Annotated in this window: 31 protein-coding genes; 14 read left to right on the top strand and 17 right to left on the bottom strand. The window is 72.7% G+C overall.

All coding sequences use genetic code 11. The features are described 5' to 3' along the window. Window positions 1-54: 54 nt before the first annotated feature. The 6 genes from AB0N76_RS22900 to AB0N76_RS22875 all read right to left on the bottom strand — a co-directional run bounded on the left by AB0N76_RS22900 (window position 55) and on the right by AB0N76_RS22875 (window position 6,237). Window positions 55-1,089, bottom strand: a complete 1,035-nt coding sequence (locus AB0N76_RS22900; protein ID WP_363559692.1) for a hypothetical protein — start codon at window positions 1,087-1,089, stop codon at window positions 55-57. Next, window positions 1,086-2,042, bottom strand: a complete 957-nt coding sequence (locus AB0N76_RS22895; RefSeq protein WP_363559690.1) for an ABC transporter ATP-binding protein — start codon at window positions 2,040-2,042, stop codon at window positions 1,086-1,088. The genes AB0N76_RS22900 and AB0N76_RS22895 overlap by 4 nt, the downstream gene beginning before the upstream one ends. Further along, window positions 2,039-2,509: a GntR family transcriptional regulator gene (locus AB0N76_RS22890; RefSeq protein WP_363559688.1), complete on the bottom strand. Its 471-nt coding sequence runs from the start codon at window positions 2,507-2,509 to the stop codon at window positions 2,039-2,041. Before AB0N76_RS22890 ends, AB0N76_RS22895 begins: the two co-directional genes overlap by 4 nt. A gap of 131 nt (window positions 2,510-2,640) precedes the next feature. After that, complete coding sequence (locus AB0N76_RS22885; protein WP_363559686.1) at window positions 2,641-4,113, bottom strand: DUF2079 domain-containing protein; 1,473 nt, start codon at window positions 4,111-4,113, stop codon at window positions 2,641-2,643. Window positions 4,114-4,255: 142 nt separating this feature from the next. Further along, window positions 4,256-4,900 (bottom strand): response regulator transcription factor, encoded by a 645-nt coding sequence (locus tag AB0N76_RS22880; protein WP_363559684.1) that lies wholly within the window; start codon window positions 4,898-4,900, stop codon window positions 4,256-4,258. Beyond that, window positions 4,888-6,237, bottom strand: coding sequence for a sensor domain-containing protein (locus AB0N76_RS22875; RefSeq protein ID WP_363559682.1), 1,350 nt, complete (start codon window positions 6,235-6,237; stop codon window positions 4,888-4,890). The genes AB0N76_RS22880 and AB0N76_RS22875 overlap by 13 nt, the downstream gene beginning before the upstream one ends. A 156-nt stretch (window positions 6,238-6,393) precedes the next feature. Here AB0N76_RS22875 and AB0N76_RS22870 point away from each other — a divergent pair, with 156 nt between their 5' ends. From AB0N76_RS22870 to AB0N76_RS22850, 5 genes are all read left to right on the top strand, one after another. Next, complete coding sequence (locus AB0N76_RS22870) at window positions 6,394-7,458, top strand: acyl-CoA desaturase (RefSeq protein WP_363559680.1); 1,065 nt, start codon at window positions 6,394-6,396, stop codon at window positions 7,456-7,458. A gap of 214 nt (window positions 7,459-7,672) precedes the next feature. Further along, entirely contained in the window at window positions 7,673-8,080 is a 408-nt protein-coding gene (locus AB0N76_RS22865; protein ID WP_363559678.1) for a hypothetical protein, read from the top strand. A gap of 1 nt (window position 8,081) precedes the next feature. Further along, on the top strand, window positions 8,082-8,642 hold the full coding sequence (locus AB0N76_RS22860; protein ID WP_363559676.1) for a hypothetical protein: 561 nt from the start codon (window positions 8,082-8,084) through the stop codon (window positions 8,640-8,642). Further along, window positions 8,642-10,438, top strand: a complete 1,797-nt coding sequence (locus AB0N76_RS22855; RefSeq protein WP_363559674.1) for a putative T7SS-secreted protein — start codon at window positions 8,642-8,644, stop codon at window positions 10,436-10,438. Before AB0N76_RS22860 ends, AB0N76_RS22855 begins: the two co-directional genes overlap by 1 nt. A gap of 65 nt (window positions 10,439-10,503) precedes the next feature. Further along, window positions 10,504-11,067 (top strand): type VII secretion system-associated protein, encoded by a 564-nt coding sequence (locus AB0N76_RS22850; RefSeq protein ID WP_363559672.1) that lies wholly within the window; start codon window positions 10,504-10,506, stop codon window positions 11,065-11,067. 14 nt (window positions 11,068-11,081) lie between these two features. On the opposite strand, the gene AB0N76_RS22845 is transcribed toward AB0N76_RS22850, so the two are convergent. From AB0N76_RS22845 to AB0N76_RS22830, 4 genes are all read right to left on the bottom strand, one after another. Next, window positions 11,082-11,411 (bottom strand): hypothetical protein, encoded by a 330-nt coding sequence (locus AB0N76_RS22845; protein ID WP_363559670.1) that lies wholly within the window; start codon window positions 11,409-11,411, stop codon window positions 11,082-11,084. A 12-nt stretch (window positions 11,412-11,423) separates the two neighbouring features. Further along, window positions 11,424-13,355 (bottom strand): hypothetical protein, encoded by a 1,932-nt coding sequence (locus AB0N76_RS22840; RefSeq protein WP_363559668.1) that lies wholly within the window; start codon window positions 13,353-13,355, stop codon window positions 11,424-11,426. 145 nt (window positions 13,356-13,500) lie between these two features. Continuing rightward, window positions 13,501-14,181 (bottom strand): dihydrofolate reductase family protein, encoded by a 681-nt coding sequence (locus AB0N76_RS22835; protein ID WP_363559666.1) that lies wholly within the window; start codon window positions 14,179-14,181, stop codon window positions 13,501-13,503. Window positions 14,182-14,268: 87 nt separating this feature from the next. Continuing rightward, on the bottom strand, window positions 14,269-15,459 hold the full coding sequence (locus tag AB0N76_RS22830) for a hypothetical protein (RefSeq protein ID WP_363559664.1): 1,191 nt from the start codon (window positions 15,457-15,459) through the stop codon (window positions 14,269-14,271). Window positions 15,460-15,645: 186 nt separating this feature from the next. Here AB0N76_RS22830 and AB0N76_RS22825 point away from each other — a divergent pair, with 186 nt between their 5' ends. From AB0N76_RS22825 to AB0N76_RS22815, 3 genes are read left to right on the top strand one after another with little or no spacing between them, the layout of a single operon-like run. After that, the gene (locus AB0N76_RS22825; RefSeq protein ID WP_363559662.1) at window positions 15,646-16,185 is read left to right on the top strand and encodes an NUDIX hydrolase; all 540 of its coding nucleotides are present in this window, start codon (window positions 15,646-15,648) and stop codon (window positions 16,183-16,185) included. A 60-nt stretch (window positions 16,186-16,245) separates the two neighbouring features. Beyond that, complete coding sequence (locus AB0N76_RS22820; protein ID WP_363559660.1) at window positions 16,246-17,121, top strand: NDP-sugar synthase; 876 nt, start codon at window positions 16,246-16,248, stop codon at window positions 17,119-17,121. Window positions 17,122-17,137: 16 nt separating this feature from the next. After that, the gene (locus AB0N76_RS22815) at window positions 17,138-17,869 is read left to right on the top strand and encodes a phytanoyl-CoA dioxygenase family protein (protein ID WP_363559658.1); all 732 of its coding nucleotides are present in this window, start codon (window positions 17,138-17,140) and stop codon (window positions 17,867-17,869) included. A gap of 251 nt (window positions 17,870-18,120) precedes the next feature. On the opposite strand, the gene AB0N76_RS22810 is transcribed toward AB0N76_RS22815, so the two are convergent. Both AB0N76_RS22810 and AB0N76_RS22805 read right to left on the bottom strand, forming a co-directional pair. Then, window positions 18,121-18,330 carry a DUF397 domain-containing protein gene (locus AB0N76_RS22810; protein ID WP_363559656.1) on the bottom strand — a complete coding sequence of 70 codons (210 nt, stop codon included), beginning with the start codon at window positions 18,328-18,330 and terminating at the stop codon, window positions 18,121-18,123. After that, the gene (locus AB0N76_RS22805; RefSeq protein WP_363559654.1) at window positions 18,327-19,148 is read right to left on the bottom strand and encodes a helix-turn-helix transcriptional regulator; all 822 of its coding nucleotides are present in this window, start codon (window positions 19,146-19,148) and stop codon (window positions 18,327-18,329) included. Before AB0N76_RS22805 ends, AB0N76_RS22810 begins: the two co-directional genes overlap by 4 nt. 126 nt (window positions 19,149-19,274) lie before the next feature. Here AB0N76_RS22805 and AB0N76_RS22800 point away from each other — a divergent pair, with 126 nt between their 5' ends. Next, window positions 19,275-19,643, top strand: a complete 369-nt coding sequence (locus AB0N76_RS22800; RefSeq protein ID WP_363559652.1) for a hypothetical protein — start codon at window positions 19,275-19,277, stop codon at window positions 19,641-19,643. Window positions 19,644-19,820: 177 nt separating this feature from the next. Here AB0N76_RS22800 and AB0N76_RS22795 read toward each other — a convergent pair whose 3' ends face one another. Then, the gene (locus tag AB0N76_RS22795) at window positions 19,821-20,333 is read right to left on the bottom strand and encodes a GNAT family protein (protein WP_363559650.1); all 513 of its coding nucleotides are present in this window, start codon (window positions 20,331-20,333) and stop codon (window positions 19,821-19,823) included. Window positions 20,334-20,420: 87 nt separating this feature from the next. Here AB0N76_RS22795 and AB0N76_RS22790 point away from each other — a divergent pair, with 87 nt between their 5' ends. After that, complete coding sequence (locus AB0N76_RS22790) at window positions 20,421-21,554, top strand: hypothetical protein (RefSeq protein ID WP_363559648.1); 1,134 nt, start codon at window positions 20,421-20,423, stop codon at window positions 21,552-21,554. A 60-nt stretch (window positions 21,555-21,614) separates the two neighbouring features. Here the strand turns inward: AB0N76_RS22790 and AB0N76_RS22785 are convergent, their stop codons facing one another. Further along, complete coding sequence (locus tag AB0N76_RS22785; RefSeq protein WP_363559646.1) at window positions 21,615-21,941, bottom strand: rhodanese-like domain-containing protein; 327 nt, start codon at window positions 21,939-21,941, stop codon at window positions 21,615-21,617. 86 nt (window positions 21,942-22,027) lie between these two features. On the opposite strand from AB0N76_RS22785, the gene AB0N76_RS22780 reads away from it, so the two are divergent. After that, window positions 22,028-22,642, top strand: coding sequence for a helix-turn-helix domain-containing protein (locus AB0N76_RS22780; RefSeq protein ID WP_363559644.1), 615 nt, complete (start codon window positions 22,028-22,030; stop codon window positions 22,640-22,642). Between the two features lie 19 nt (window positions 22,643-22,661). On the opposite strand, the gene AB0N76_RS22775 is transcribed toward AB0N76_RS22780, so the two are convergent. After that, window positions 22,662-23,039: a nuclear transport factor 2 family protein gene (locus AB0N76_RS22775; protein ID WP_363559642.1), complete on the bottom strand. Its 378-nt coding sequence runs from the start codon at window positions 23,037-23,039 to the stop codon at window positions 22,662-22,664. Window positions 23,040-23,250: 211 nt separating this feature from the next. Between AB0N76_RS22775 and AB0N76_RS22770 the strand changes: the two genes are divergently transcribed. Both AB0N76_RS22770 and AB0N76_RS22765 read left to right on the top strand, forming a co-directional pair. Continuing rightward, a complete protein-coding gene (locus AB0N76_RS22770; protein WP_363559640.1) occupies window positions 23,251-23,628 on the top strand; it encodes a YciI family protein in 378 nt (125 codons plus the stop codon). A gap of 51 nt (window positions 23,629-23,679) precedes the next feature. Then, window positions 23,680-24,999, top strand: a complete 1,320-nt coding sequence (locus tag AB0N76_RS22765) for an RNA polymerase sigma factor (protein WP_363559638.1) — start codon at window positions 23,680-23,682, stop codon at window positions 24,997-24,999. A 4-nt stretch (window positions 25,000-25,003) separates the two neighbouring features. Here the strand turns inward: AB0N76_RS22765 and AB0N76_RS22760 are convergent, their stop codons facing one another. Continuing rightward, window positions 25,004-25,438: a MarR family transcriptional regulator gene (locus tag AB0N76_RS22760; protein ID WP_363559760.1), complete on the bottom strand. Its 435-nt coding sequence runs from the start codon at window positions 25,436-25,438 to the stop codon at window positions 25,004-25,006. A gap of 237 nt (window positions 25,439-25,675) precedes the next feature. Between AB0N76_RS22760 and AB0N76_RS22755 the strand changes: the two genes are divergently transcribed. Continuing rightward, complete coding sequence (locus tag AB0N76_RS22755) at window positions 25,676-26,458, top strand: class III extradiol ring-cleavage dioxygenase (protein ID WP_363559636.1); 783 nt, start codon at window positions 25,676-25,678, stop codon at window positions 26,456-26,458. Window positions 26,459-26,471: 13 nt separating this feature from the next. Here AB0N76_RS22755 and AB0N76_RS22750 read toward each other — a convergent pair. After that, window positions 26,472-26,941, bottom strand: a 470-nt coding sequence (locus AB0N76_RS22750; RefSeq protein ID WP_363559634.1) for an NAD(P)H-binding protein, incomplete at its 5' end; no start/stop codon positions are given.

Here is a 26,941-nt window from a genome sequence, read left to right as displayed (position 1 = left end):
GCGACGCGGCCTGCTTCGCGTGATCCACGTCACACCCCATGCGCCGGCCCCGGGTCAGACCCCGGCGCGGGTGAGCCGGCGGAAGACGACGAACAGGATCAGGGCGGTGAGCGCGAGCAGCAGGCCCGCCTCGACGAGCTGGATGGGCACCAGGTGCGAGACCGGGTGGAATCGGCCCCAGGACAGCACCGCCTCGGAGCAGTCCGCCGCCGACGACGTGCACGCGTCCTCGGTCAGCCGGGTGCCGTCCGCGAGCACCACCCCGCGCTCCACCAGCCAGGCGTTGGCGGGCTGCATGAAGCCGCCCATCATGCGGTCGTACGGCAGTTCCTGCTCGACCATCGGATAGAAGTACGGGCGGAGCGCGAACACCACCGCGTGCGCGACCGCCACCAGCACGCCGCTCACCAGCACGGCGGCGACCGTCCGCCGCAGCAACTGTCCGACCAGCACCCCGAGCGCGACCGCGAACAGCGACCAGACGACCGGGATCGGGCCCAGCACCGAGTAGGTGAAGCCCTGGAACGGCGGGTCGAAGACCACCGGCCCGTGGATGATGTCGGCCCACCACACCCAGCTGGTCAGGACGGCCAGCACGCCGGTCGACACCAGGACCACCGCGCCGGGGACGGCGAGCCGGGCGGCCAGCCAACGGCGCGGGGTGACGGACTGCGCCAGGACCATCCGGACGGTGCCGCGCTCGTACTCCTGGGCGAGCAGCGGCCCGCCGAGGAACATCCCGAGCAGCACGGGGACGGCGGTCACGGCCGGCTGCACGATGTCCGTGAAGGCCCGGCCCAGCATCTCGACCCGGCCGACCCGCACCCAGCAGCCGGTGTCCGACCAGCGGCCGGCCGGGTAGCAGTTGCTCTGGCGCACGCGCTCGACCAGCTCCTGGTGCAGGAAGTGGAACGCGACCAGGGCGACGACGGCCAGGAGCAGCAGGATCCCCACCGTCCGCGCGGTCACCCGGGTCTGCCGCCAGGTCAGCCACCAGACGCCGCGGATCCGGCGGGCGGGCGGGGCCGCGGCGGCCGGACGGTCGGCGGCGGCCGGGGCGGCCGGGCTGGTCAGCGTACTGGCGCTCATGCGGCGGCCTCGCGGTCGAAGGGGGCGGTCGGGGCGGGCGGGGTGCCCGGCGGGGTGCGGAGGTAGGCCAGCAGCAGCTCCTCCAGGCTCGGGCGGCTCAGCTCCCACGGGCCGTCCACCGGCTCCCCGGTGCGCAGCAGCGCGGTCACCTGGCGGCCCCGGACCCGCCGCTCCACCGCGAGGCCGTCGGGGAGCTCGGCGCCGGCGGCCATGCCGGTCAGCAGCTGGTGGCCGTCCAGGATCTCCTCCAGGTCGCCGGCCAGCCGGATCCGCCCCGCCTGCACCAGCAGCAAGTGGTCGATGACGCCGTCGAGTTCGGGCAGGATGTGCGAGGAGACCAGGATGGTGGTGCCGCGCTCGGCGGCCTCGGCCATCAGCAGGCCCATCAGGTCGTGGCGGGCGAGCGGGTCGAGGTCGGCCATCGGCTCGTCGAGGAGGAGCAGGTCGGCGCGCTTGCCGAGGGCGAGCGCGAGGGCCACCCGGGTGCGCTGGCCGCCGGAGAGCGCGCCGATCCGTGACCGCGGGTGCAACTCGCCCAGCTCGACGACCCGGTGGGCCGCCTCCTCGTCCCAGTGCGGGTTGAGCTCGCGTCCGATGCGGAGCGTCTCGGCCACCGTGAACGACGGGTAGAGCGGCTTCTCCTGGGTCAGGTAGGCGACCCGGGCCCGCAGCTCCGGCGTGTCCGAGGTCTCACCGAACACCCGCAACTCCCCCTCGGTGGGGGCGATCAGGCGGGCGGCCAGGGTGAGCAGGGTGCTCTTGCCGGCCCCGTTGGCGCCGACCACGCCGCAGATCCGGCCGGCCGGGACGGCGAAGTCGCAGTCGCGCAGCGCCCAGGAGTCACCCCGGTAGCGCTTCCCCAGGCCCACGGCCTCGACCGCCGGCCGGCCGTCCCCCCGTTCCGGGGCGTCCTGGGTGGATATCGCGTGCGTCGGTGCTGTCGAGTCCGTCATGCGGTCCCCCCGCCCTCTCTGTTCGACTCGGCCGGATCCGCCGGCCCGGTTGACGTGTTCGGCGCCGCCGGGGCGCCGGGGACCCCGGTCTCGAAGCGCTGCTCCAGTACCGAGGCCATCAGCGCGGCGATGTCCTCGCGGTCGAGCCCCGCCGCGCGGGCCTCGTCGACCCACCCCACCAGCCCCGCGCGCAGCGGCCCGTCGGCGGCCGCCTCCGGCCGGGCCAGGGATCTTCGGACGAAGGTGCCGAGCCCCGGCCGGGGCTCGACCAGCCCTTCGCGTTCCAGCTCCCGGTAGGCCTTGAGCACGGTGTTGGGGTTGATCGCGGTCTGTTCGACCACTTCCCGCGCGGTCGGCAGCTTGTCCCCGGGCTGCAGCACGCCGAGGCGCAGGGCCTGCTTGGTCTGCTGCACGATCTGCTGGTAGGTGGAGACGCCGCTGCGCCGCTCGATGCGGTATTCGATCACACCCGCATCACCCTTTCACTAGTTTATTAGTGGAATCGTGGCGGACCACGGCGCGGCGGTCAAGTCGAACAGGGGGGTCTGCTGCCGCGCGGCTTACGGGCGGCCGTGCGGCTTACGGGCGGCTGCGCGGCCTACGGGCGGCGGAGCAGGCGCAGGTCGCCGTCGTCCACGACCGTCCCGTAGCCGAGTTGCCGGTACCGGTCGAGCATCCGGACCGTGTCGGCGATCGCGCACGGCGCGTGCACGCTCGGGTCGGCCAGGTCGACGGCCACCCACTGCGGCCCGTAGGGCACCCCGTCGTCCAGTGGCTGCGGGGCCGACTCCCGGCAGACCAGGCCGACCGTGGTCCGCCCGGCCAGCTGCGCGGCCAGCCGGTTGGAGGCGGCGACGGTGTCGCCGTCGGGTATCCGGGCGAGCATGTCCCGGGTCCGGACGAGCCGGGGCGAGCTGTCCCAGGCGCCCGGGGTGACGGCCTCCCGCAGCGGATAGACGGGGAGCGTCACCACGGCCACCAGGCCGGCCACCACCAGCGCCCGCCGGGCCCGGCGGGTGGCCCTGACACCCGGCATCTCCGCCGGACGGAACGCGCCCGTCCGGTCGAGGGCGTCCACCAGGGCCGCCAGCAGCAGCAGCATCAGCACCGCGCTGTAGTGGTACGTCACACCCCAGTAGTGCGGGTTGTCGGCGAGCAGCCGCCAGCCGAGGGTCGGCAGGCAGAGCAGCGCCAGCGGCGACCGCAGCCCCAGGAACCCGGCGGTCGCGGCGGCCAGCCCGAGCAGCAGCCACTTGAGCGGCGGCCAGCCGAGCCGGGTCACCGCCGACCACGGCGCGCCCGCCGCGTCCCCGGTGCCCAGCTGCCCCCAGTAGTCGAAACCGCCCTGCGGGTTGAACATCGGCAGCAGCACCAGCATGGTCAGCGCCGTGGCGGCGACGCCGAACACCGCCGTCCCGAAGCCCAGCGCCCGCGCCCCGCTGCCGCGCGGCGCCCGCCGGAAGACCAGCACGCCGAGGACGGCCACGGTCAGCCCGAGGTCCTCCTTCACCAGCACCAGCGGCGCCGCCGACAGCACCGCCGCGACCGGTCGCCCCCGCCCCAGCGCCGTGGCGGCGAAGGCCAGCAGCGGCACCGCGAACGCGATCTCGTGGAAGTCGTCGGCGGCCGCCTCGACGATCCCCCACGACACCCCGGTCAGCGCGCCGACGGCGGCGCCGAGCCGCCACCCGCCCACCTCGGACGCCCACCGGGTGAGCGGCACGACGGCCAGCGCCATCAGCACCGCCTGCGCGAGCAGCAGCGTGACGGCGCTCGGGAAGACCCGGTACAGCGGGGCGAGGGTGGCGAGCAGCGGGTGGAAGTGGTCGCCGAGCAGGTGGTAGCCGGGCCCCTTGAGCAGGACGACGGGCGCCTCGCCGTGCGCGTAGGCGCGCACCGCCTGCTCGAAGATGCCCAGGTCGTAGGCCTGGGTCAGGATCCGGCGGTGGCGGTTGACGGCGACGCAGCCGTAGAGCACGGCGAACAGGCCGGCCAGCCCCCAGGGCAGCACCCGGGGCAGCACCCGGGCCGGCACCCCCGGTCGGCGGAGACGGAGCAGGAACGGACGCATCGGTGAAGTACCCTTCCACTAATGAATTAGTGGAAGGGTGGTGGAGCTCCCGAACGTCCGTCAACCCCGGTCCGGCAGCGCCGATCGGGCCTCTGACCTGCCCTGATGCAGCTCCCTCAGGAGGAGTCGCGGGCGGAGGCTCTCAGAGGTTGAGGTGCGCGAGGACCGCCAGCACCCGCCGGTTGTCGTCACCCGACTGCGCGAGCCCCAGCTTCCCGAAGATGTTGTTGGTGTGCTTGCTCACCGACTTCTCGGTGATGCACAGCTGCCGCGCCACCGCCGCGTTGCTGCGCCCCTCCGCCATCAGCCCGAGCACCTCGCGCTCCCGGGCGGTCAGCGAGCGCATCGACTCCCGGGCCGAATTGCGGTGCAGCAGCTGGGAGATGACCGAGGTGTCCATCACCGTGCCGCCGTCCGCCACCTGCCGGACCGCGTCGACGAACTCGCTGACCTCGAAGACCCGGTCCTTGAGCAGGTAGCCGATGCCGCCCCGGTGGTCGGTGAGCAGCTCGCGGGCGTACAGGTGCTCCACGTGCTGGGACAGCACCAGCACGGGCAGGTCGGGCAGTTCGCGGCGGGCCCGGGTGACGGCGTGCAGGCCCTCGTCGGTGAAGGTCGGCGGCAGCCGCACGTCGACGACCGCGACGTCCGGGCGGTGGTCCAGCAGGGCCGTCAGCAGGCTCGGGCCGTCCTCCACGGCCGCGACCACGTCGAACTCGTTGAGGGTGAGCAGCTGGGTGATCCCCTCGCGCAGCAGCGCCAGGTCCTCGGCGATCACAACACGCATGGCAACTCCATCGTCACTGTGGTGGGCCCGCCCACCGGACTGTCCAGGTCGAGCGTCCCGTCGAACGGGGCGAGCCGCCGGCGCAGCCCGTGCAGCCCGCCGCCCTCGCGTTCGGCCGCGCCCCCGCCCCCGTCGTCGCCGACGGCCAGCCGCAGCCGCCCGTCGGCGTAGCCGAGCCGGACCCAGGCGCAGCTGGCGGCGCTGTGCTTGGCCACGTTGGCGAGCGCCTCGGCGACCGCGAAATAGCCCGCCGACTCGACCGGCGGCTCCGGCCGGCCGGGCAGGTCGATGTCGACCTCGACCGGGATCGGCAGGTCCAGGGCCAGCGCGCGGACGGCGCCGTCGAGGCCCCGCTCGGCGAGCACCGGCGGGTGGATGCCCCGGACCAGGTCCCGCAGGTCGGCCAGGGCCTGGGCGCTGGCCTCGCGGGCGTCGGCCAGCAGCCGGTACGCGGTGTCCGGGTCCTTGCGGAACATCTGCGAGGCCAGGCCGAGCTTGAGCCCGATCGCCACCAGCCGGGCCTGAGCGCCGTCGTGCAGGTCCCGTTCGATCCGCCGCAGCTCGGCGGCCTGCGCGTCCACCGCCGCCAGCCGGGTCTCGGTCAGCTCCGCGACCCGGCGGGCGAGGTAGGCCTCGGTGGTCGGGGCGAGCAGCCGGCGGGTGAGCCGGCTGTGGGCGTGCAGCAGCCGGGGCGCGCTCCAGAAGCCGAGGGCGAGGATGCCCAGGCCCTGGAGGAAGGAGAGCGCCGCCGCGCCCGCGCTGTGCACGGGCCAGAGCAGCCCGTACCCGTAGCCGGGGTCCATCAGCGGCCAGAACAGCGGGGTCGCGAACACGCCGTGGATGCCGTAGATCATCAGCCAGCCGGGCAGGAGGCCGAGCAGCAGTCCGACCGGGACGTCGATCAGCGCCCACAGCAGGTCCCGCCAGGTCGACCGGTCGGTCAGCAGCCGGCGGCAGGAGCGCACGCTGCTCGGCACGTCCAGCAGCTCGAAGTCGGCGCCGACCCGCGGGTGGTAGGGGCTGGGGATGGCGATCCCGCACCAGCTGCCCAGCAGTCGCCGATGCAGGTCGGCCAGGCCGCGGACGGCGAACAGCGCGATCGGCAGGGTGATGAACCCGACGCCCACCGGCAGCAGCACCAGCGATACCACCGAGAGCACGAACAGCGGGAGGGCGCCGAGCTGGGAGAGCAGGGCCACCGCGAGACCGCGCCGGGCGGCCACCAGACCGTCCCGCAACCAGGGCAGGGGCTCGGCGTGCGGCCGCAACGACCGCCACAGCCGCGCCGTCGCCTTCCCCCTCGACTCCCGCAGCCACCGGGCACTACGCACGGGCACATCGGCTCCCGGGTTACCGGCCCCGCCCCACACACGACCTGCTGGCAGCATACGTGACTCGGGTGGCCCCCCGGCCGATGGGGGGGTTAACTCCCCCTTGAAGAGGGGGGTTACTCCGGTTCCCCGGGCAGCGGCGGCCGACCAGACTTCTCGACCATGAGCGCTGAGTCCGCGACACTGCCCGCAGCCCCCGTCCGCCCCCCGGACGCGCCCCGGTCCGAGACCGTCGGCAGCGACTTCGCCCAGCTGGGCCGTCGCATAGCCGCCGAGGGGCTGCTCGACCGACGCCCCGTCTACTACACCGTGCGCATCGGCCTCGTGCTGGCCGCGTTCGCCGGGGGCTGGTGGGCGATGTTCGCGCTGGGCGACACCTGGCTGCAGCTCGCGCTGGCCGCCGGGATGGCCGTCGTCTTCGCCCAACTCGGGCTGATATCGCATGACCTGGCGCACCGTCAGGTGTTCAACGGGCGCCGGGAGAGCGAGATCGGCGGCCGGATCGCCGCCAACCTGCTGATGGGCATGAGCTACGGCTGGTGGATGAACAAGCACACCCGCCACCACGCCAACCCCAACCACGAGGGCCGGGACCCGGACGTCGCCCCCGACATCGTGGTGTGGTCCCAGGACCAGGCGCGGAAGTCGACCGGGCACGCCCGCTTCATCGGGAAGCGGCTGGCCTTCCTGTTCCTGCCGCTGCTCACGCTGGAGGGCCTCAACCTCAGCTACAACAGCTTCCGCGCGCTGCGCAGCCCGATCATGAAGCGGCCCTACCTGGAGGGCACCCTGCTCGTCCTGCACTTCGTGGGGTACTTCGGGGCCGTCTTCGCCGCCCTCCCGGCCGGCAAGGCGGTCGCCTTCCTCGCCGTCCACCAGGCGCTGCTCGGCGTCTACCTGGGCTCCGTCTTCGCGCCCAACCACAAGGGCATGCTGATGGTGACGCCCGAGATGAAGCTCGACTTCCTCCGCCGCCAGGTGCTGACCTCCCGCAACGTGCGCGGCAGCGCCGCCATCGACGCGTTCATGGGCGGCCTCAACTACCAGATCGAGCACCACCTCTTCCCGAGCATGCCCACCCCCGCCCTCGGCCGCGCCGCCCAGCTCACCCGCGAGTTCTGCGCCGAGAAGGGCATCCCGTACTACGAGACCGGGCTGTTCCACTCCTACCGCGAGATCGTCGCCCACCTCCACCGCACCGGCGAGCCCCTTCGCCTGGACGCCTGAGGGTCTCCGTCCCCCGCTTCCCCAGGGGCCTCCGGCACCGCGTTCGCCCTCGGCGACGGCGGTGCCGGGGGCCCCTGCGCGTATTGGGGCTCCTGTGTTTGTCGGGGCTCCTGTGACTGGTGGGCAACATGCCCGGCAGGCGGCATAGCTGGCGTTCCGTCCCAGATGCGTGCATTAAAGTGATCATCGAATCGGGCTGGACGATCGGGGGATCATGCGGAACGCCGGTTTGGTGCACCAGGTACGGATGATGCGGGCGGGGGCGGGTGACCCCGCCCTGCTGCTGGCTCAGTTCCGGTTGAGCGCGGTGCTCGTGCCGCGCTGGGGCGACGAGGCGGTGTGGACCGCCGACTACGAGGGACTGCGGTGGATCCACGCGTTCACGTCGGAGGAGGAGCTCGCCGCGTTCGCCCGGCTGAAGGACCTCCCGGTGGACGGCCTGCCCTATCTGACGGTGCTCGGTTCACGCCTGCTGGACGTCGCGGTGCCCGCCCTGGGGGTGCCCGGCGGCGTGGCGCTGGACGCGGCGGGGGCGGAACCGATGCTGTTCCCGCCGATGCGGGGCATCGTGCCGGACGAGGTGGCCCTGGACGGGCCGACGGCTGTGACGGGGGAAGGCTGATATGGCGGGGCCGGGATTCGGAGTCGATCCGCAGGCGCTGAAGCTCGCGGAAGAGGGCATCAACGGCGCGATCGAGGAGTTGCAGAAGCTCGGGATCGCGGGGTTCGCGGAGTCCGGGCGGGGCTTCTCGGAGCTGGAGCTGACCGGCATGGAGGCCGGTGACCCGGCGCTGGGGAACATGTTCACCGGGTTCTGTGAGCGCTGGTCGTGGGGCGTCCGGAAGCTGGTGCAGGAGGGCACGGACATCGCGGGCAAGCTCGGGCTGTCGGCCGGTTTCTACCACGAGCAGGAGAAGTACGCGGACGGCCTGCTGAAGGACGTCGTGGCCGCCGGGATGGGCAATCCGCACCAGACCGAGGAGCAGATCGAGGGCAAGTCCTGGGACGAGGTGTGGGGTGACAACCCGTACACCCAGGTCACCAACCCCGACTTCTCCCCGGAGTCGGCGGAGAAGACGTTCGACAACATGAAGAAGACCTGGAAGGACGTCGCCAAGGAGAAGGCCGAGGGCCCGTTCGGCCTCAACAAGAAGCTGGCCGAGATGGCGGGGGGCAACGGCTGATGGGCCTGTCATTCAGTCTCACCGATGTGGTGGACGCGGCCGACAAGTTCGTCGACGTCCACGTCAAGGGCGGCGCGAAGGTCCTGCAGAAGGGCTCGCACCTGACCGGCGACCTGCTGGACGAGGTCGGGCTGCACGGCGCCGCGCAGAAGGTCAACGGGTGGGGCGACGACGTCGCCGACGGGGCCGGGCTGAAGGTCGGCGAACGCGGCCTCGACCAGACCGACGACCCGAAGGAACTGGTGCACGGCGACGCGAAGAAGATCAACGAGGTCGCCGGGCACCTGAAGAAGTTCCACGACGCCTTCGACAAGACCGGCTCCGGCCTGGCCAGGCTCGACCACGAGCACTGGACCGGGGACGCCGCGGAGGCGTTCCGGAAGGCCTTCCAGCCGCAGCCCAAGCAGTGGCTGACCGCCGCCGACGCGTTCGGCAAGGCCGCCACCACCCTGGAGACGTTCGCGCACACCGTCACCTGGGCGCAGGGCGAGGCGGCCGAGGCCGCCCGGATGTGGAAGGCGGCCAAGAAGAAGTCCGACGCGGCGGTCAAGGCGTGGATGGAGGCCGCCATGACCTACGACCTGCAGGCCAAGGCCTACAACTCCACTCCGGCCGACAAGCGTCCGGCCACCCCGCCGACCGATCCCGGGGAGTTCAAGGACCCGGCGGAAGCCGAGTTCAAGCACGCCGTGGAGAAGCTGGAAGCCGCCCGCACCCAGCGGGACTCCGCCGCGCGTACGGCCACCGCCGCCATCTCCGCGCTGGTCCAGTCGGCGCCGAACATGCCGAGCAAGATGCAGATGCTGAAGGCCAACGTCAAGGACGGCCTGATGGGCGCACCGGTGATGTACCAGCACTTCACCGGCGGGATCATCAAGAGCGGCACCGATCTGCTCAAGCTCGGCCGCTCGCTGAACCCGTACGACCCGTACAACCTCACCCACCCCGCCCAGTACGTCGACGGCCTGTCCACCATCACCGCCGGCCTGATCACGGCCGGGGACCACCCCGTCGACCTGCTCAAGGGCCTGGTCGGCAGCGGCTGGGGGAACGACCCGTCCGAGGCGGGCGGCAGGCTCTTCGGCAACCTCCTGATCGGCGCCGGCACCGGTGGCGGCGGCACGGCCGCCACCGTCGCCGAACGCGAGGCCCTCGCCGTCGCCAAGAACGCCGGCGAGAAGGCCGCCCAGGAAGCGGCGGAGAAGGCCGCCAAGGAGGCGGCCGAGAAGGCGGCCAAGGAATCCGCCGAGCAGGCGGCGAAGGAGGCCGCCGCGAAGAAGGCCGCCTCCGACGCCGACAAGCTGAAGGTCGCCGTCAAGAAGGACTTCAAGGTCGACGACATCACCCACGACCCGGTGTGGCGGGACACCAAGGAGCCGCTGTGGCGGTTCGACGACCGCGCGCACGCCGAGGTGTTCGAGAAGGGCTTCGAGCCCTGGAACACCACGGAGATGAACCTCCGGCGGTACGCCACCGCCAACGAGCGCTCCGTGTACGTCGGCACCACGCGGGACGCCGACCTCAAGCTGGGCCAGGGCCGCCAGTGGCGCTACGACGTCGACGCGCCGGGCGGCATCGACATCAACGCGACGTTCAAGAACGACTCCTCCATCTTCGACTACGAGAAGGAGGTCGTGTTCCCGGGCGGGATCAAGCCGGAGAACATCAAGGGGGTGCAGGAGGTGCTCGGCAACGGGAAGTACGGGGACTTCATACCGAACCCGAACTACAAACCGAGCGCCGGCGTGAACCCGCCGGGCAGCCACCTGCCGCCGGGCTGGACGAGGACCCCCTGATCCCGTCGATCACTCCGATCCCGCTGATCCCGCTCTGATCCTGCTTTGACGCACCGAGGACCCCGATGACCGTTCCCACTGCTCCCGTCGCACCTCCGATCACTCCCGAGATGCGCGCCGAGGCGCGCCGTCGGCCCGGGAGCATGCTCTACGCGGTCGACCCGGCGTTCGATCCGGCCGGCACGGTCCCCCCGCACGGCATCATCGGCGGGTACCAGGTCGACCACTCGGGCGCGATCGCCCGCTTCGTCCACAACCCCAACTACCGCCCGTCGCCGCAGGCCCGGGGCTGGACCCGGCCGGAGAACGCGCTGGAGGCGGCCCTGCAGCTGGCCGCGGCCGGGTACGGCGACGAGGGCCGGCTCGCCGAGGCGCTCGGCGAGGCGGAGGTGCTGGTGCTCGCGATGCCGGGGACGTCCGAGTTCTACGTGCAGACGGACGGCGAGGGCCGGCTCGTCCTCGACGCGTGCACCTCCGCCGGCTACCTCCCCGAGGAGTGGCCGGGCAGCGTCACCGTGAGCTGCCGGCAACTGGCCGAGGCCGGCTCCGGGCTCCACCTGCGGCTGAACCCGGGCTCGGTGCCGTCGGTCACCCTGCCCCTCGACGCCGTGCCGCTCGCCGCGGGGTAACCGCAGGCGTCCGCTCAGGCCCAGGGGTCCAACGGCGCTTCCGAGGCCGCCGCAACGGCTTCGCGGAGCGACTCCGGCAGGTCCTCGCTGCGGGCCCACGGCCGGAGCAGGTCCACCACGACCACCCAGGCACGCCGTGCCTCCTCGGCGTGCCCGCTCCGCTCCGCGAAGACGATCAGGTTGGAGTACTTCTGGGCGAGCTGGGACCAGGAGCGGGCGATCTCGCTCGTCCGGCCGCCGGCCCGCGGTTCGATCGACGCCTGTCGCTCGATCAGGGTGATGAAGGACCGGAGGTCCCGCAGCTGTTCGGCGGAGGGGGTCTGGGTCGAAGGGGAATACGTCATTTTCTCATCTCATCATCCGAATGAACTGCTCTGACCGAGGTGCGACGACTGTCCGACATCCGGATCGACCGACAGTCCCACCAGTCCGTCCGGCAGCACGACGACCACCCTGGCGCAGCCGTCGGCCACCACCGCCACCGGGGGCGCACCGAGCCGGAACTCCAGCGACCGGCTCTCCCCATCGGCCCAGCCCACGCGCACCAGACCGTCGGACCAGCCGGTGACGAGCAGTACCCGCCCGGTGCCCTGCTCCTCCACCGCGAGGTCGACGGCGGTCACCGCGCACCCGCGCCCGCTCGACGGGTCCGTCCCCAGTGGCGGCAGCCCCGGCCGCCACGCGCGAAGGCGGCCGTCCGCGCCACCGCTGACCACGAGCACGGACGAGGACGGCGCGTCCAGCACCGCCGTTCCGAGGGCGGTGACCGGGCCGTCGTGCAGCCGCTCCTGACCGCCCTCCCCCGGCACCAGCCAGTGGACCTGCCCGGCGGCGTCGCCCGCCGCGGGCAGCGAGGCGAGCGCGGTGAACCGGCCCGGGATGACCGCGGCGGGTTCCCCCGCCTCGTCCAGCACGTACGCCTGGTGCTCCTCGTCCAGCGCGACGACGTCGCCGCCGGGAGAGCAGGACAGCGCCTGGACGCCGGGCAGCCGCTCCAGGCCCGCCGCCGTTCCTCGGCCCGAATCGAGCTCGACCAGGTGCACGTCACCGGCGGCATCGGCCACCAGGAGCCGTCCGGCGAAGGGCCCGTGGCCGGTGGCGGCCGCGACGACGGGCGCGTCGGCCCCGGTCAGCCAGGACGACCAGCGGACGCGCCAGCCGGTCGCTTCGGCCGACGTGTCGGTCTCGTCGTCGGACAGCCGGGATCGCAGGATCTCCCGTCGGGCGGCCGCCGACGGCTCCGCGAACAGGCTCGGCCCGGCGGCCCGCCAGGCGGGCGCGTACCGGTGGTCCGGAACCGCGGCGAAAGCGGCGGTGACCGCGAGCGGATCCGTGTGGGCCAGGAAGGTGAGATCGTCGAGCAGGTCCCCGGCCACCCTGGCCGCGACCGCCTGGCGGAGCAGCAGGTCCCGCCGCTCGGGAGCGAGGGTCGTCAGGTCCGGAGCCCCGTCCGGGGAGCGGGGCACCGTCACGGCGACGGCACGCGCTGCGGCGAGCGGGCCTTCGGCCTCGGCCGCGACCAACGTCCGCAACGGCCCCGGCGGCAGCCACCAGGTCCCGCCGGCGCGGGAGTCCGTGGGCAGGATCGCCGAGGCCTTCTCCACGGACGCCGGAGCCGCCAGCACCGACCACTCCTCCTCGGTGACCGGCCGTACGGCGGCCGCCAGCGCACATATCGCCGCCCGGTCCGTCTCGGCGACACCGGCCCACCAGGCGGCGACGAGGTCGGTGTCATCCCCGTTGCCGGGCGGGATCCGGGCCGCCAACAGCGCCAGCCCAGGATTCGGGTACACCCGCTCGGCGCCGACGGAGGAGCCGGCGGCCGCCCGGGCGTACCAGGAGGCGAACCGCTCCGGATCCGTCCAGCGCGGGTCGTCCAACGACAGAACGGCGGCTCCGTCCGCAGCCGGTGAGTCGCCCGCAGACTCCATGACGATGCGGAGGCCCGCCACATCGAGCAGCCTGCCTACCAACGCCTCTGCGATGGCCTCGGGCTCGACCGAACGGTTCAGGTCCCACAGGAACAGCAGCCGCGGCCGATCCGCAGCGGCCATGGCAGCGGCGAGCTCCTCCAGCGTCCGGGCGTACACGCCGAGCCGGGCCGCGAGCGTCCAGGTCGCGCTGTCGACGGTCATCCCCGCCAGCGAGAGCGCCACGTCGGGCCGCTGGCGGGACGGCGCAGCGGGGTCACTGCAGGCGGTGGCCAGCCAGGTCAGCAGATGGGTCTTCCCGGTTCCGGCCTGGCCGCCGACCACACAGAGCCGAGGCGCCCGCGGATCGTCCAGCATGGCCAACAACGCCCGCCCCGCCGGCCGCCGCCCCGCCTGCAACGGCGGAATCCACCGCGCGGTCCCGTCCACTCACCCTCCCCGATCCGCCCCTCCGGAAAGGATGATCCTAGTGTCCGACCAGCGAGAACGCCGATCGTCCTACTCAGGCCGTCTGCTTCGGCGCGTACCGCAGCAGCACCACGTCGCCCACCGTCCGGGCTTCCAGCAGCTTCATCCGGTGGGTGCCGCCACCGGGAAACTCCGCCGGGTGGACGAAACGCGGCGCGACGGCCGCACCGACCAGCAGCGGCGCGACGGCCAGGTGGATCTCGTCGGCGAGGCCGAGGGAGAGGAACTGGGTGTGGATCTGTCCGCCGCCCTCCACCATCAGCCGCTCCACACCACGAGTCGCCAGATCGTCGAGCACCAGCCCGAAGTCCACCGCGTCTCCGGTGGAGACCACGTCGGCCAGGCCGCTCAGGGTGTCGCGCAGCTTCAGTGCTCCCGAGTCGGTCGTGTAGACGACCTTCTCGCCCCCGAAGTGCCAGAACTTGAGGTCGCGGTCGAGGTCCCCGCCGGCCGTGACGGTGACCTTCAGCGGGTACTCCGGCTTGCCTGCCGCGACTCGGGCGGCCCGGCGCTCGTCGCTGTTCACCAGCAGACGCGGGTTGTCGTTGCGCAGGGTGTTGCCGCCGATGAGGATGGCGTCCGACTCGGCCCGCACCTGGTCCACCCGGTCGAAGTCATCCGCGTTCGACAGCAGCAGACGCTGCGGCGAGGCGTCGTCGATGTACCCGTCGATCGAGGTGGCAACGCTCAGCAGGACGAAAGGCCGCTCGGCCATCACGGCTCCGTCTCCTGGGATGATCCTGTTGTGGCAGTGCGAAGGGCGGCCCCGATTCGGGGCCGCCCTTCGGCGTGCTGGTGGTGCTCACCAGGCGGTCGGCGCACCGGCAGCACGGTGCATGTCGGTGAGGGCTGAGGTCAGGCGAGCGGAGCCGACGGCGGCCGCGAGCGAGGTGGCCTGGGCGGCGTGGTGGTCGGCTTCGGTACGGTCTCCCCGCCGGTAGAGCACGGTGGCGAGGCGGGCGGTGGCCATCGCCCGCACCCGGGTCTGGGCGGTGCCGGCATCGGCGGCCCGGCGCAGGTCGGCGACGACCTGGGGGTTGTAGTGGCCGGTGGTGGTGGACAGCAGGTAGCGAGCGAAGCCGGTGTCACTGCCGACCTTGGCCGCGGTGATGGTCTGGGTCCAGGCCGGCCCGGCGGCGAGATCGGTGACGCGTTCATAGGTGCGCTCGGCGGCCAGCAGGTGCCGGGCGGCCTGCCGTTCGTCGCCGTTCAGCGCGTGGGCCTGGGCAGTGACGGCGGCGAGCATCGAGCGCGCCGCCGCAGGTAGCCGTCCCTTCACCTGCCCGGCCAGCAGGAGGGCGTGGTCGGGGCGGCGCAGGTGGATCTCCTGGCGGGCGGCGTTGGTAGCCAGGTGGCACAGCAGGCCGGTATCGCCGTGCTCATGGCCGGCAGTCAAGCCGAGCTGGAACAGCGGACGTGCCTCGTCGTACAGGCCGGCGTCGAAGCCGGACCAGGCGGTCAGGTTGGCCAGGCGGGCGATTGCGCCGAGCAGCGCGGTACGCACGGTAGGAGTAGTGGACGCCGTGGTGAGGTCGATGGCGGCGTGCAGCTCGCGCAGCGCGAAGTCGCGCACGACTCGCCCTCCGGAAGCGCGGTCCCAGTGCTCCAGCACGTCGGTGCGCTCGGCGATCGCGATGACATCTGCCCCGCGAAGGCGGGTGAGCGACCGGGCGGGCGGCAGCAGGGCGGCCAGCGCGGCGGCGAGGACGTCTCGGCGGTTCGAGGAACTCACCTCATCGGGATGATCGTGGTGGACCTGCTTGGCGGCCAGGCCCAGCTCGGTCGTCCCCGCCCGGAGGACCAGGCAGAGGGCCTGCCGGTAGTGCTCGTGCGGCCAGGTGATGAGGCCACGTTCTATGCGCGAGACGTAGCCGGCGTCAAACGACGATTCCCGCCCTGTCGCCGCCTCAACCAGGGTCCGCACCTGCTCGGCGACCTGGCGCTGCGTCAGGCCAAGAACAAGCCGCGCGCCCCTGAACAGCGCGTTCACCACGACGCCCCACCCCCAACTCTCGGTTCAGGGAGAGGATTCAGCGTATCGAGCACTCCACGGACTGCCTATCGAAATGCCCTGTGAGTGTCACCCGATCCGGTGGTCTCCTGGATGTGCCCCGCCCACTGCCAGGAAGCAGTACCGGAACGGGCATCCCGAACCCGGCCACAGCCGTACAGTCCAGCCATGACCGACACCACCGCGTCGTGGCGCGAGATCGAACGCACCACCGTTTTCAGCAAGTTCGGCCGGTCCGTGGACCGCGTCGACTTCGAGCTGCCCGACGGACGGAAGGAGGAGTTCTACCTCAAGCGCGAGCGACCGGCCGGCGCGGTTCTCGCCCTCACCCCCGACCGGCACGTCATCCTCGCCCGCCAGTACCGGCCCGGCCCCGCACGCGCGCTCTACGAGCTCCCGGGCGGCTTCATCGAACCCGGCGAGCCGGCGACCGAGGCCATCGGCAGGGAGCTGCTGGAGGAGACCGGCTACCAGGGCGAGGTCCACGCCGCCGGACCGTACTGGCACGACGCCTACTCCAACGCCCTGCGCTTCGCCTTCTTCGCCACCAACTGCACCAAGGTCGCCGAGCCGACCCCGGAGCGCACCGAGTTCATCGACGTCGTCACCCTCTCCCTGCCCGAGTTCCGCACCTCCGTCCTGCGCAGGGGCGAGATGACCGACACGGCCGCCGCCTACCTCGCCCTGGACTGCCTCGGACTCCTGTAGCCCCGGGCAGGGCGGGCGGGCTCGGCACCCCAGCTCACCCGCCCACCCCGGGAGGACCCCGTGACCGAACGGAGCGGCACCGACACCGCCCGCACCCCCTCCGGCTACTACACCAGCACCCTCGTCTCCCTGCCCGCCGACTCCGTCGCCCTGGTCCTGGCCGGCGGCAAGGGCAGCCGCCTGCGTGCCGCCAACGACCGCGAGCTGCAGGCCACGCCGAAGGTGCTGGTGCCGATCGACACTCCCACCGGCCGCACCCCGATGCTCGGCCACGCCCTCACTCAGCTCGCCGCCATCGGGTTCCGGCGCGTCGCCGTGCTCACCAGCACCGACCCGGCCACCGGCGCCGAAGCCGTCGAGACCTACGCCCTTACCCACTCGGCGCGGCAGGTGGAGCTGACCGTCCACCGCGAGGACCACCCGCTCGGCACCGCCGGCGCCGCCTACGCGGCCCTGCACCACCTGGCCGACGCTCCGGCCGCGGTGGTGCTGCCCGCCGACACCCTCTTCCCCGCCGCGCTGCTGCCCGCCGCCGTCGCCGCGCACCGCGACCGTGCGGCGGCGGTGACCTGGACTGTGACCACCGCGCCCGGCCAGGGCGCGCAGAACGCGGGCCGACTCTTCCTCGATGCCGGCGGCGAGTTCGTCGTCCACGCCCTCGAAGGGCTGGCCGCCACCCTGCCCGCCGGGAGCCGCCAGGGCCTGCGGCAGGCCACCAGCACCGGCGCCGTCATCCTCACCCCGGGCCCGTTCCGGACGCTGTTCGAGGAGTATGCCCGGCGCCTGGCCCACCCCGGCGAGACCGACCTGTACCGGCAGTTCATGCCCTGGGCGATCAGCCAGGGCAGCCCGGTCGGCGCCTACGACATCCGCACCCCGGCCCCCGACCTCGGCACCCCCGACCGCCTGGCCGCCTTCGGCCGCACCACCGTCTGAAAGGGGCTCGATCACCTTGTCCGCCACCACCCTGTCCGCGCTGACCGAGCAGCAGGCCCGCCACTTCCGCGACCTCGGCTACCTGCGCCTGCCCAGCCCCGGCCTGCCCGGCGACCTCCTCGGCGAGGTGGCCGAGCTGGTCCGCGCCCGCACCGCCCGCCTGCCCACCGACCAGGCCAAGGTCTACCGGCTCTACCAGCACGACCGGGCCCTGATGCACCGTCTCGTCGCGCATCCCGCTCTGACCGGGCCGCTGACCGCACTGCTCGGCCCGAACGTGGTCTACGTGCTCAACCGGCACAACCAGGGCTCCCTCAACTCCCCTGGCGCCCAGCCGGTGCGGCTGCACCGCGACATCCTCCAGCCCACCCGCGGCCTGCTGACCGCCGTCGTGTACTTCGAGGACGCCACCGTGGAGACCGGTTGCACCTGGATCGTCCCCGGCTCCCACCGCGCGCCTTACGTCGGCGTCCCGCAGCCCGAGGGCGGCGGCACCTGGATGGACGAGCACCCCGAACTCGCCGAGCTCGCCGACCAGGCCGTCCCCGTGCCGGTTCCGGCCGGCGGCGTCCTGCTCTTCGACGGGACCGTCTTCCACACCGTCGGTGCGAACAGCGGCGGGGCGACCCGCACCAGCGTGGTCCTCGGCTACCGGGCCGCCGACGAGCTCGACGCCCACCCCGACCCGGACCGGCAGGTGGTGGTCGCCGGCGCCCAGCTGTACCGGGGCAACGACCGGCCGAGCTGACCCGAACGCACGTCCAGGAGGCGGTTGAGCGGTCTCGCCGGCCGACTGGCCGAGCAAGGCGTGCTCCGCGACGACCTCACGCCGCCCAAGTCGCCGACGTGCTGTGGCTGCGGACCAGCTTCGACGGCTTCGACCTGCTCAATACCGGACGCGCGCTGCAAACCGATCTCGTCATCGACACCTTGTCCAGCACCGCCGAGCGCGCCTTTTGCCCCTGAGGACCATCCAGGTAGGCAGCGAGCCCGGGAGACTCAGGCCGCGCCGAACTCGCCGCCGACGACGGCGGCCAGGAAGGTCCGCCAGGCGGTGGGGGTGAAGGTGAGGTTCGGGCCGGCCGGGTCCTTGGAGTCGCGGACCGGGACGGTGGTGGGCTGGCCGAGGGCGACCTCGATGCAGTTGCCGCCGTTGTCGCTGCTGTACGAGCTCTTGCGCCACGGCAGGTCCATCGCGGTGCCAGTCATCGGCTCAGTTCCTTTGCAGCGGAAGCGATCAGGTCGACCGAGGCGTCAGGCGACAACGCGGTGGCCATGAGGAGATCATAGGCATGATCGGCCGCCTTGACGTCGGCCGGATCGACAATGATCTGCCCTTGCACGAACCCGTCCACGTAGAGGACATCCGGCCCTTCATCCAGGGTCAAAGCGGCGAACGGTCCGGCCATTGCGGCATGGGCGCCGACCGAGTACGGGATCACCTGGATTACCGTCCGAGGGTCGTCAGCGGCATCCAGCAACCGTTGGAACTGCGCTCTCATCACGTCCGGCCTGCCTGGGTGGCGTCGGAGTACGTTCTCGTCCAACACCACCCACAGCTTGGCCCGGTTGTCGCGATCGAGAATCCGCTGCCGCTCCATTCGTGCGACGATCAGCTCCTCGACGCGATCGTGACTGAGGCGCCCTGCGTTCAGGACTGCGCGGGCGTAGTCCTCCGTTTGCAGGAGACCGGTGACGAGCTGGTTCTCGAACGAGCGAATGAAGGTGGACGCTTCCTCGAACTCCACGTAGGGGCGGAACCAGGTCGGGTAAGCGTACTTGATCACCAACTTGAACAATCGAGTGAAGTGATCACCTGAACCGAACAAATCATCGGCCCACTCGGACATCTCAAGGTTCGGCATCCGCTTCGCCGCCTCGATCTTGTTCAGCAGCGACGGGGCCATGTGCCAGTCCTTGGCCAGCGCGCGCTGGGCGATGCCCGCCTCTTCTCGCCGCCGCCTCAAATCGGTGGCGTAGAACGCGAGTACGGAAGATGTCGGGTCCAGTTCGGCCGCAGCAGACATGATCGTGCCCCTACCTATTGACACACGGTGAAGTCAACGCCCCCACCCACGGATTCACGTCCGGCGGCGCATTCAAGACGATACACATGGTGACCGACAGCTCACTCCCCAACGGAGAAATCGGTCATGATGAGCAATCAGCTGTTTCCCCCGTGCAAGTGCCCGAACAACTGCGGCGGTCGCCCCGAGGCCCTGCACCGCTTCACCGACGCGCCCCTCCCCGCCGGGGCTCACATCCGGCACGCGGACATCCCCACCATGCGCCCCCCGTACCGGCCGCGGCGGGGTGAGCTCGTCCGGGACGAGCGGACGTCCTGCGTGGGCGTCTACATGGACGTCCAGGACGGCGAGGTGTACCTCCGCCCCGAGGCCGGCGGCCGCGAGTGGACGGCCGCGCCCGAGCACATCACCCCCGTCGGCGGGCGCGGGAGCCTCAGCGAGCGGCTGGCCGTGCGGAACCGGGATTCCCGGAGCAACCCCGACGAGACCAGGTGAGCGAGGAGGAACAGCCCGGCAGCTGGGCGGTGTTGGCGGCGGTGGTGCTGTCCGCCGTCGCCGGTGCCGGGCTCGCCGCCGCAGTGATCGGGCCGGTGCTGGACGAGCCGGCCGGGGTGGCGGCGGTGCTGGTGCTCGGCGCCGTGGGCACCGTGGTCACGCCAACGATCGAGCAGGCTAGACGAGTTCGGCGGCGAGCAGATCCATCAGCAGGTTGTCGTGCCACGTCCCGTCCGCTCCGCGCTCGTACTGCCGCATCACCCCCACCGGGCGGAAGCCGACCTTCTCGTAGCAGCGGATCGCTGCCGCGTTGTCGGCCGCCGGGTCGATGATCAGCCGGTGGTAGTGGTGGTGGTCGACGAGGTGGCGGGCCAGGGTGCGGACGGCGTCGGTGCCGTACCCGCGCCCGTGGCTGGCCGGGTCGAGGTAGATGTCGATGCCCGCGTGGCGGTACTCGTCGTCGTTCTCCGCGTACCACTGGACGGCGCCGATGATCCGCCCCGTCACCTCGATCACCAGGGTCTCGGTGTCGGGCTCGGCGAGGTCGGTGGTGACGGCGTCGACCAGGTCGTCACCCCCGCGCCAGCGCGCGAAGACCTCGGGCGTGCGGCGGATCGCGACCAGGGCCGGAACGTCGTCGGCGGTGGCCGGGCGGAGCGTGACGCGGGCGCCGTGCAGAATCGTCCCCATATGCCGCATGTTTCCACGGGGCGGGGTGTTCGGCGAATTCTTTTCCGCGTTGCGCGCACCGTATGCGACCGGGAATGATTCGCCGCCGTGATACGTCTTTCGATTCTCCTGCTGGCCTTTCTGATCTTCGTGATCTGGCGGATCGTCCGTCGCAAGCGCGCCCTGAAGTGGGCACGAACCTCCTTCGACCCGGCCGCCTACGGCATGCCCCCGCGCGAGCGGCTCGACGCGAGCCGCTCCGGACCACCGGAGCCCCTGGAGAAGCGCGAGCGGTCGCTGGCGATCGCCGAGGCCGCCTGGGCCGGGAACTGGCGCCCGGCGGCGGAGTACGTCGCCGAACCCGGGGACCACTGGGACGAGCGGTGGTCCCGGCTGGAGCTGCTCCGCTCGATCGCCCTGCAGGGTGACGGCGACGGCTGGCTGACCGCCTGGCGCACCGCCGAGCCGGGCAACTGCGACGCCGCCACCCTCGAAGCCGAGCTGATGGTCCACCGGGCGTGGCAGATCCGCGGCTCCGGTTACGGGCACGAGGTGGCGGAGGACGCCGCGAAGCAGTTCCGCGAGATGCTCCCGGCCGCCATCGAGTCGGCCCGCCGGGCCGCGCTGCTGGACCCGGCGAACCCCGGCCCGTGGGTGGTCATCGTGACGGCGGCGCGCGGCGCGCAGCTGGACCACACGGAGTTCCAGGAGGCCTGGGACGAGCTGATGAAGCGCGCCTGGTACCACTACGCCGGCCACTGGCAGGGCATGCAGTACTGGTGCGAGAAGTGGTTCGGCTCGAACAAGAAGATGATGGAGTTCGCCGAGCACGCGATGGACGTGGCCCCGCCCGGGAGCCCGCTGGGCGGCATCTACCTGCACGCGCTCGCGGAGCTGGAGGAGCGCAAGAGCAGCGCGTCGGCACTGGCCGAGGACAAGACGAAGTGGCGGCTGGAGCGGCTGGCGGCCTCGCTCCGGCAGGTCCGGCCGGATGACGAGCACCTGCCCGCGCTGCGGCACCTGCTCGCGAGCTACGCCTGCGAGGTCGGGCTGTGGGACATCGCGCTGGAGCAGTTCCGGGCGATCGGCCCGTGGTGCGGGGCGCGCCCGTGGACCAAGCACGACGACCCGGCGGCGCTGTTCGACATCATGCGCGGGGTGGCGGTGAAGCGGTCGAAGGCGGAGCCGCTGGCGGCCGAGCTGCGGCCGACCAAGAACGCGGAGCAGCAGCACCGGCAGTAGGGGGAGGCCGATGAGGGAGGGGCGTTCCCCGCGCGTCGCCCCTCCCGCACGCGGCTCCCGTCAGGCGGTCTCGACCGGCAGGCCGGCCTCGGACCAGTCCTGGATGCCCTCGCGGTACTTGCGGACGTTGGTGTAGCCGAGGGCGGTGAGGCGGTCGGCGACCTGGCCGCTGTTGGGGCAGGCCTCGTTGGAGCAGTAGGTGACGATGGCGGCGTCGCGGTCCGGGAGCAGCGCGGGCGCGAGCCGGTCGACGTCGGCGCGGACGAGCTCGATCGCGCCGGGCAGGTGCTGCTGGGCGTAGTACTCGCCGCCGAGGGTATCGAGGACGGTCACCGAGCGGGCTTCGATGGCCCGGGCGAGGTCGTCCCGGGAAATGAGCGTGGTCATGCTGCGGCCTCCTAGGGCTGCGCATCGATTCGGACTATAGTCCGCTTATGACTCAGGACAGTACCGGACCGCAGTCCGCTTCCGCAATGCCCGAAGGTGCCGTGCCGCTGGAACTGCTGCGCACCCCGCCCCCCGTCGAACGCGCCGACGCCGCCCGCAACCGGGCCGCCGTGCTGGAGGCCGCCGCCCGGCTGTTCGCCGAGCACGGGGTGGAGGCGGTCTCGATGGACCAGGTGGCGGCCGCGGCGGGCGTCGGCAAGGGGACCCTGTTCCGTCGCTTCGGCGACAAGGCCGGGCTCGGGGCCGCCCTGCTGGACGCGCGCGAGCGCACGCTCCAGGACGCGATCCTGCGCGGGCCCGCCCCGCTCGGCCCGGACGGCCCGGACGGCGGGACCACTCCGGACGAGCGACTCGCGGCGTTCGTCACCGCGTACCTGGACTACCTGCTCGAACACCTCGACCTGGTCCGGATGTCCGAGACGGCCGGCCGCGGCTCGCGCTACCGGATCGGCGCGTACCGGTTCTGGCACCGGCACGTCGCCCTGCTGCTCGCGGCGGGCGGCCGGACGGCGGACGCCGAGCACGACGCGCACGCCCTGCTGGCCGTGCTGGCCGGCGAGCACGTGGCGGCGCTGCTGCCGGAGCTGGGCGAGGAGCGGATCCGGGCGGGAGCACTGCGGCTCGCCGCCCGGCTGGTGTGACGGCGACCGGTCGCCGAGGTCAGGCCTCCGGCCCGTACGCCCCGAAGCCGCGGCAGACCAGGCCGTCCCGGAAGGTCAGCGCCTCCGCGACGGCCACGCCGCGCTCGTTGCGGTAGTCGATCACGATCGTGTCGACCGAGACCCGCACCGACACCAGCGTGAAGTGCAGGTCGGGCAGCAGCTCCAGCCCCTTGGCCCAGTACGCCCGCAGGGCCTCCTTGCCGCGCACCTCCCCCGACGGGTCGCCGAGGAAGCTGACGATGCGGGGCGAGGCGAAGACAACGTCGTCCGTGTAGTGCGCGAGGATGCCCTCCAGGTCGCGGCCGTTCCAGACCGCCACCCACTCCTCGGCGAAGCGCTGCGCGAAGGCGTGATCGAGTGCGTGATCGAGTGTCATGCCCTTCATCCTGCCCCCGCACGGGCCGCCTCGGGGCCGGGGCGGGCAATCGGCCCGCCGGGGGCTCGGGTGGCCGGGGGCTCGGGTGGCCGGGGTGGGGTGGGGGCGGAAGAATTTTTGGGGCGGCTGTCGATCCGGCCGCGGTCCGTTCGACGCACAGGTGAGAGGACGGGGAAGAGGCCCCGTCCGCACCGAGGAGGAGTGAGCCGCCATGCCGCGCTTCATGACGCTGATCCGTATCGACGAGCAGGACGGCCCCGCCCAGGCCGAACCGGACCCCGGGTTCGAGGAGCGGATGGGAGCCCTGTTCGCGGAGATCACCAAGGCCGGGGTGATGCTGGAGACCGCCGGGCTCCGGCCGACCAAGGAGGGCACCCGGGTGCTCTGGGAGGGCGGGAAGCTGAGCTACACCGACGGCCCGTTCACCGAGACCAAGGAGGTCGTCGGCGGTTACGCGATCCTCCAGTGCAAGGACCGGGCGGAGGCGCTGGAGTGGACCAGGCGCTTCCTGGAGACCCACCCGGTGAACTGGACGGTCGGCGCCGAGCTGCGGCAGATCGACGAGGACGCCACGCCGCCGGAGGCGTGAGGGGCCCGGCGCGTTTGCCCCGTTCCGGCGCCGCTGCTCTGATGGGTGACCGTGACGGAACGCAGAGCGGGGGGCAGCCGGGACCCGGTGGCACGGACGGTCGAGACGGTGTTCCGGATCGAGTCCGCGCGGATCATCGCGGCCGTGACCCGCATCGTGCACGACGTCGGCATCGCCGAGGAGCTGGCGCAGGACGCGCTGGTCGCCGCGCTGGAGCAGTGGCCGGAGTCGGGCGTCCCGGATCGTCCGGGCGCCTGGCTCACGGCCACCGCCAAGCACCGCGCGATCGACCTGGTCCGCCGCCGGGAGACGTACGCGCGCAAGCTGGCCGAGGTCGGCCGGACGCTTGAGGACGTGCCGCCGCCGCAGCCCGTCGAACCGGACGACATCGACGACGACCTGCTGCGGCTGATCTTCACCGTCTGCCATCCGGTGCTGTCGGCGGAGGCCCGGATCGCGCTGACCCTGCGGGTGCTCGGCGGGCTGGCCACGCCCGAGATCGCCCGGGCCTTCCTCGCCCCCGAACCGACCGTCGCCCAGCGGATCGTGCGCGCCAAGCGGACGCTGGCGCAGGCCCGGGTGCCGTTCGAGGTCCCGTACGGGGCGGAACGCGCGGCCCGGCTCTCCTCCGTCCTGGAGGTCGTCTACCTGATCTTCAACGAGGGCTACTCGGCCACCGCCGGGGACGACCTGCTGCGGCCCGCGCTCTGCGAGGACGCGCTGCGGCTCGCCCGGGTGCTGGCCGCGCTGATGCCCGACGAGCCGGAGGCGCACGGGCTGGCGGCCCTGCTGGAGCTCCAGGCCTCGCGGCTGCCCGCCCGCACCGGGCCGGACGGCGCGCCCGTCCTGCTCGCCGACCAGAACCGCGCCCGCTGGGACCGGCTGCTGATCCGGCGCGGGTTCGCCGCGCTGCGGCGGGCGGTGGACGGCGCCACCCGGCGGGGCGGCGCGGGCCCGTACGCCGTGCAGGCCGCGATCGCCGCCTGTCACGCGCGGGCCGCCCGGTACGCGGACACCGACTGGACGACCATCGCCGCGCTCTACGCCCGGCTGATGACGCTGACGCCGTCCCCGGTGGTGGAGCTGAACCGGGCCGTGGCCGTGTCGATGGCCGAGGGGCCGGCCGCCGCGCTGGAGGTGGTGGACGCGCTGGCCGCCGAACCGGCGCTGCGCGGGTACCACCTGCTCCCGAGCGTCCGGGGCGACCTGCTGGCCCGGCTGGGGCGGGCCGCGGAGGCGCGGGCGGAGTTCGAACGGGCGGCGGGCCTGACCCGCAACGCGCGGGAGCGGGAGCTGCTGCTCGCCAAAGCGGCCGAGGCTGCCGCGACTGCCGAGGTGAACAGGGCCGCGGAGGAAGAGGAGGGAGGGTGAGGGCTCAGACCGCGTCGTCCAGGCGCAGGCGGGCGCTGACCTCGCCGAGGCCCGTCGCGAGGACGGCGAGCTGCTCCCGGCTGAGCACGTCGATGAGCAGCTCGCGGACCAGCGCGACGTGGCCGGGGGCGGCCTCCCGCAGCATCTCGCGGCCCTGCTCGGTGAGTTCGGCGAAGACGCCGCGCACGTCGCTCGGACAGGAGCGGCGGCCGACCAGGCCCATCCGCTCCAGCTGGGTGACCTGGTAGGTCAGACCGCTCTTCGAGGTGACCAGCTTGTCCGCCAGCTCGGTCATCCGCAGCGAGCCGGCCGGGGCGGCGGAGAGGTGGACCAGGATCTCGTACTGGGTGTGGGAGAGGCCCGAGTCCTCCTTGAGCTGGCGTTCCAGGCGGCGGTTGAGGAGGTTGCTCGCGGTGACGAAGCTCCGCCAGGCGGCCATCTCCTCCTCGTCCAGCCAGCGGGGTTCGCCCGGGATGCCGGGAGCCGCGGCCGGTGCGGCGGGAGCCGGTGAGGCGAGGGTGGGGTGAGGGGGTGCGGACGGGGTGGAGGGCATGGGGTGATCGTACTCCTATTGTTCAAATTCGAACGAAGGTGTACCGTCGGTTGCAGAGTTCAAATTTGAACGACCTGGCACCCGGTCGCCCCACCGGCCGCCGCCCAGAGGAGAAGAGCCACCATGAGCACCGCCGCCCCCGAGCGCATGCCCGCCCTCTACCTGTCGCACGGCGCGCCGCCGCTCGCCGACGACCCGGTCTGGCCCGGCGAGCTGGCCGCCTGGTCCGCGGACCTGCCCCGGCCCAAGGCGATCCTGATGGTCTCCGCGCACTGGGAGGAGGCCCCGCTCGCGCTCGGTGCCGTCACCACCGTGCCGCTGGTCTACGACTTCTGGGGCTTCCCCGAGCACTACTACCGGGTCCAGTACGCGGCCCCCGGCGCACCGGAGCTCGCCGACCGCGTGCGGAAGCTGCTGCGCGCCCCCGGTACGCCCGTCCAGGACATCCCGGACCGCGGCCTCGACCACGGCGCGTACGTCCCGCTGGTGGAGATGTTCCCGGCGGCGGACGTCCCCGTGCTCCAGGTCTCGCTGCCCACCCTGGACCCGCGGCGGCTCCTGGAGATCGGCCGCCGGCTCGCCCCGCTGCGGGACGAGGGCGTGCTGATCGTCGGCAGCGGCTTCTTCACCCACAACCTGCGGGCGCTCAGCAGCGACGGCCGGATCACCTCGGTGATGGCCGAGTTCGACGACTGGGGCCGGCGCGCCCTGGAGGCGCAGGACATCGACGCGCTGCTCGACTTCGAGCACAAGGCCCCGGCCGGGCGGCTCGCCCACCCGCGGACCGAGCACTTCGCGCCGCTGTTCGTCACGCTCGGTGCGGGCGAGGGCGAGCTGGACAGCCAGCGCACGGTGATCGACGGGTTCTGGATGGGCCTGGCGAAGCGCTCGATCCAGGTGGGGTGACCCACAGCGGAGGTCAGACCGCGCAGCAGGTGAATCGCTCGCCGATGTGCTCGGGCTGCTCGATCTCGTCGACGAGCGCGACCGCGTAGTCCGGCACCGAGATCCGGCTCTGCCCGGTGGCGTCGGTGAGCAACTGTTCCAGGCCGGTGCGGTAGTGGCCGGTCCGCTCCCCCGGCTCGATCCGGGCGGCCGGGCTCAGCACCGTCCACCGCACGTCGGACACCGTCCGGTAGTACGCCAGGGCGTCGCCGTGCGCGTGCATGATCTCCAGCACCGTCGCCGGCAGGCCCGGGGTGTCCCAGACCCGCACGCCCGGCGCGGTCTCCAGGCTGCCCGCGCCGCCGACCGCGAGCAGCCGCGGCGCCTCGTCGCCGAGCGCCCGCAGGCCCTCGACCAACGCCCGCGCCGCCGGGGCGATCAGCGCCCGGTGCCCCGGGCCGCCCCCGCCGCCGACGTGGCCCGGGTGGCGGCCGGGCAGGACGT

Source organism: Kitasatospora sp. NPDC093806 (genome assembly GCF_040683335.1).
In the GTDB taxonomy this organism is placed as follows: Bacteria; Actinomycetota; Actinomycetes; order Streptomycetales; family Streptomycetaceae; genus Kitasatospora.
This window is presented reverse-complemented; position numbering and strand designations above follow the sequence as displayed.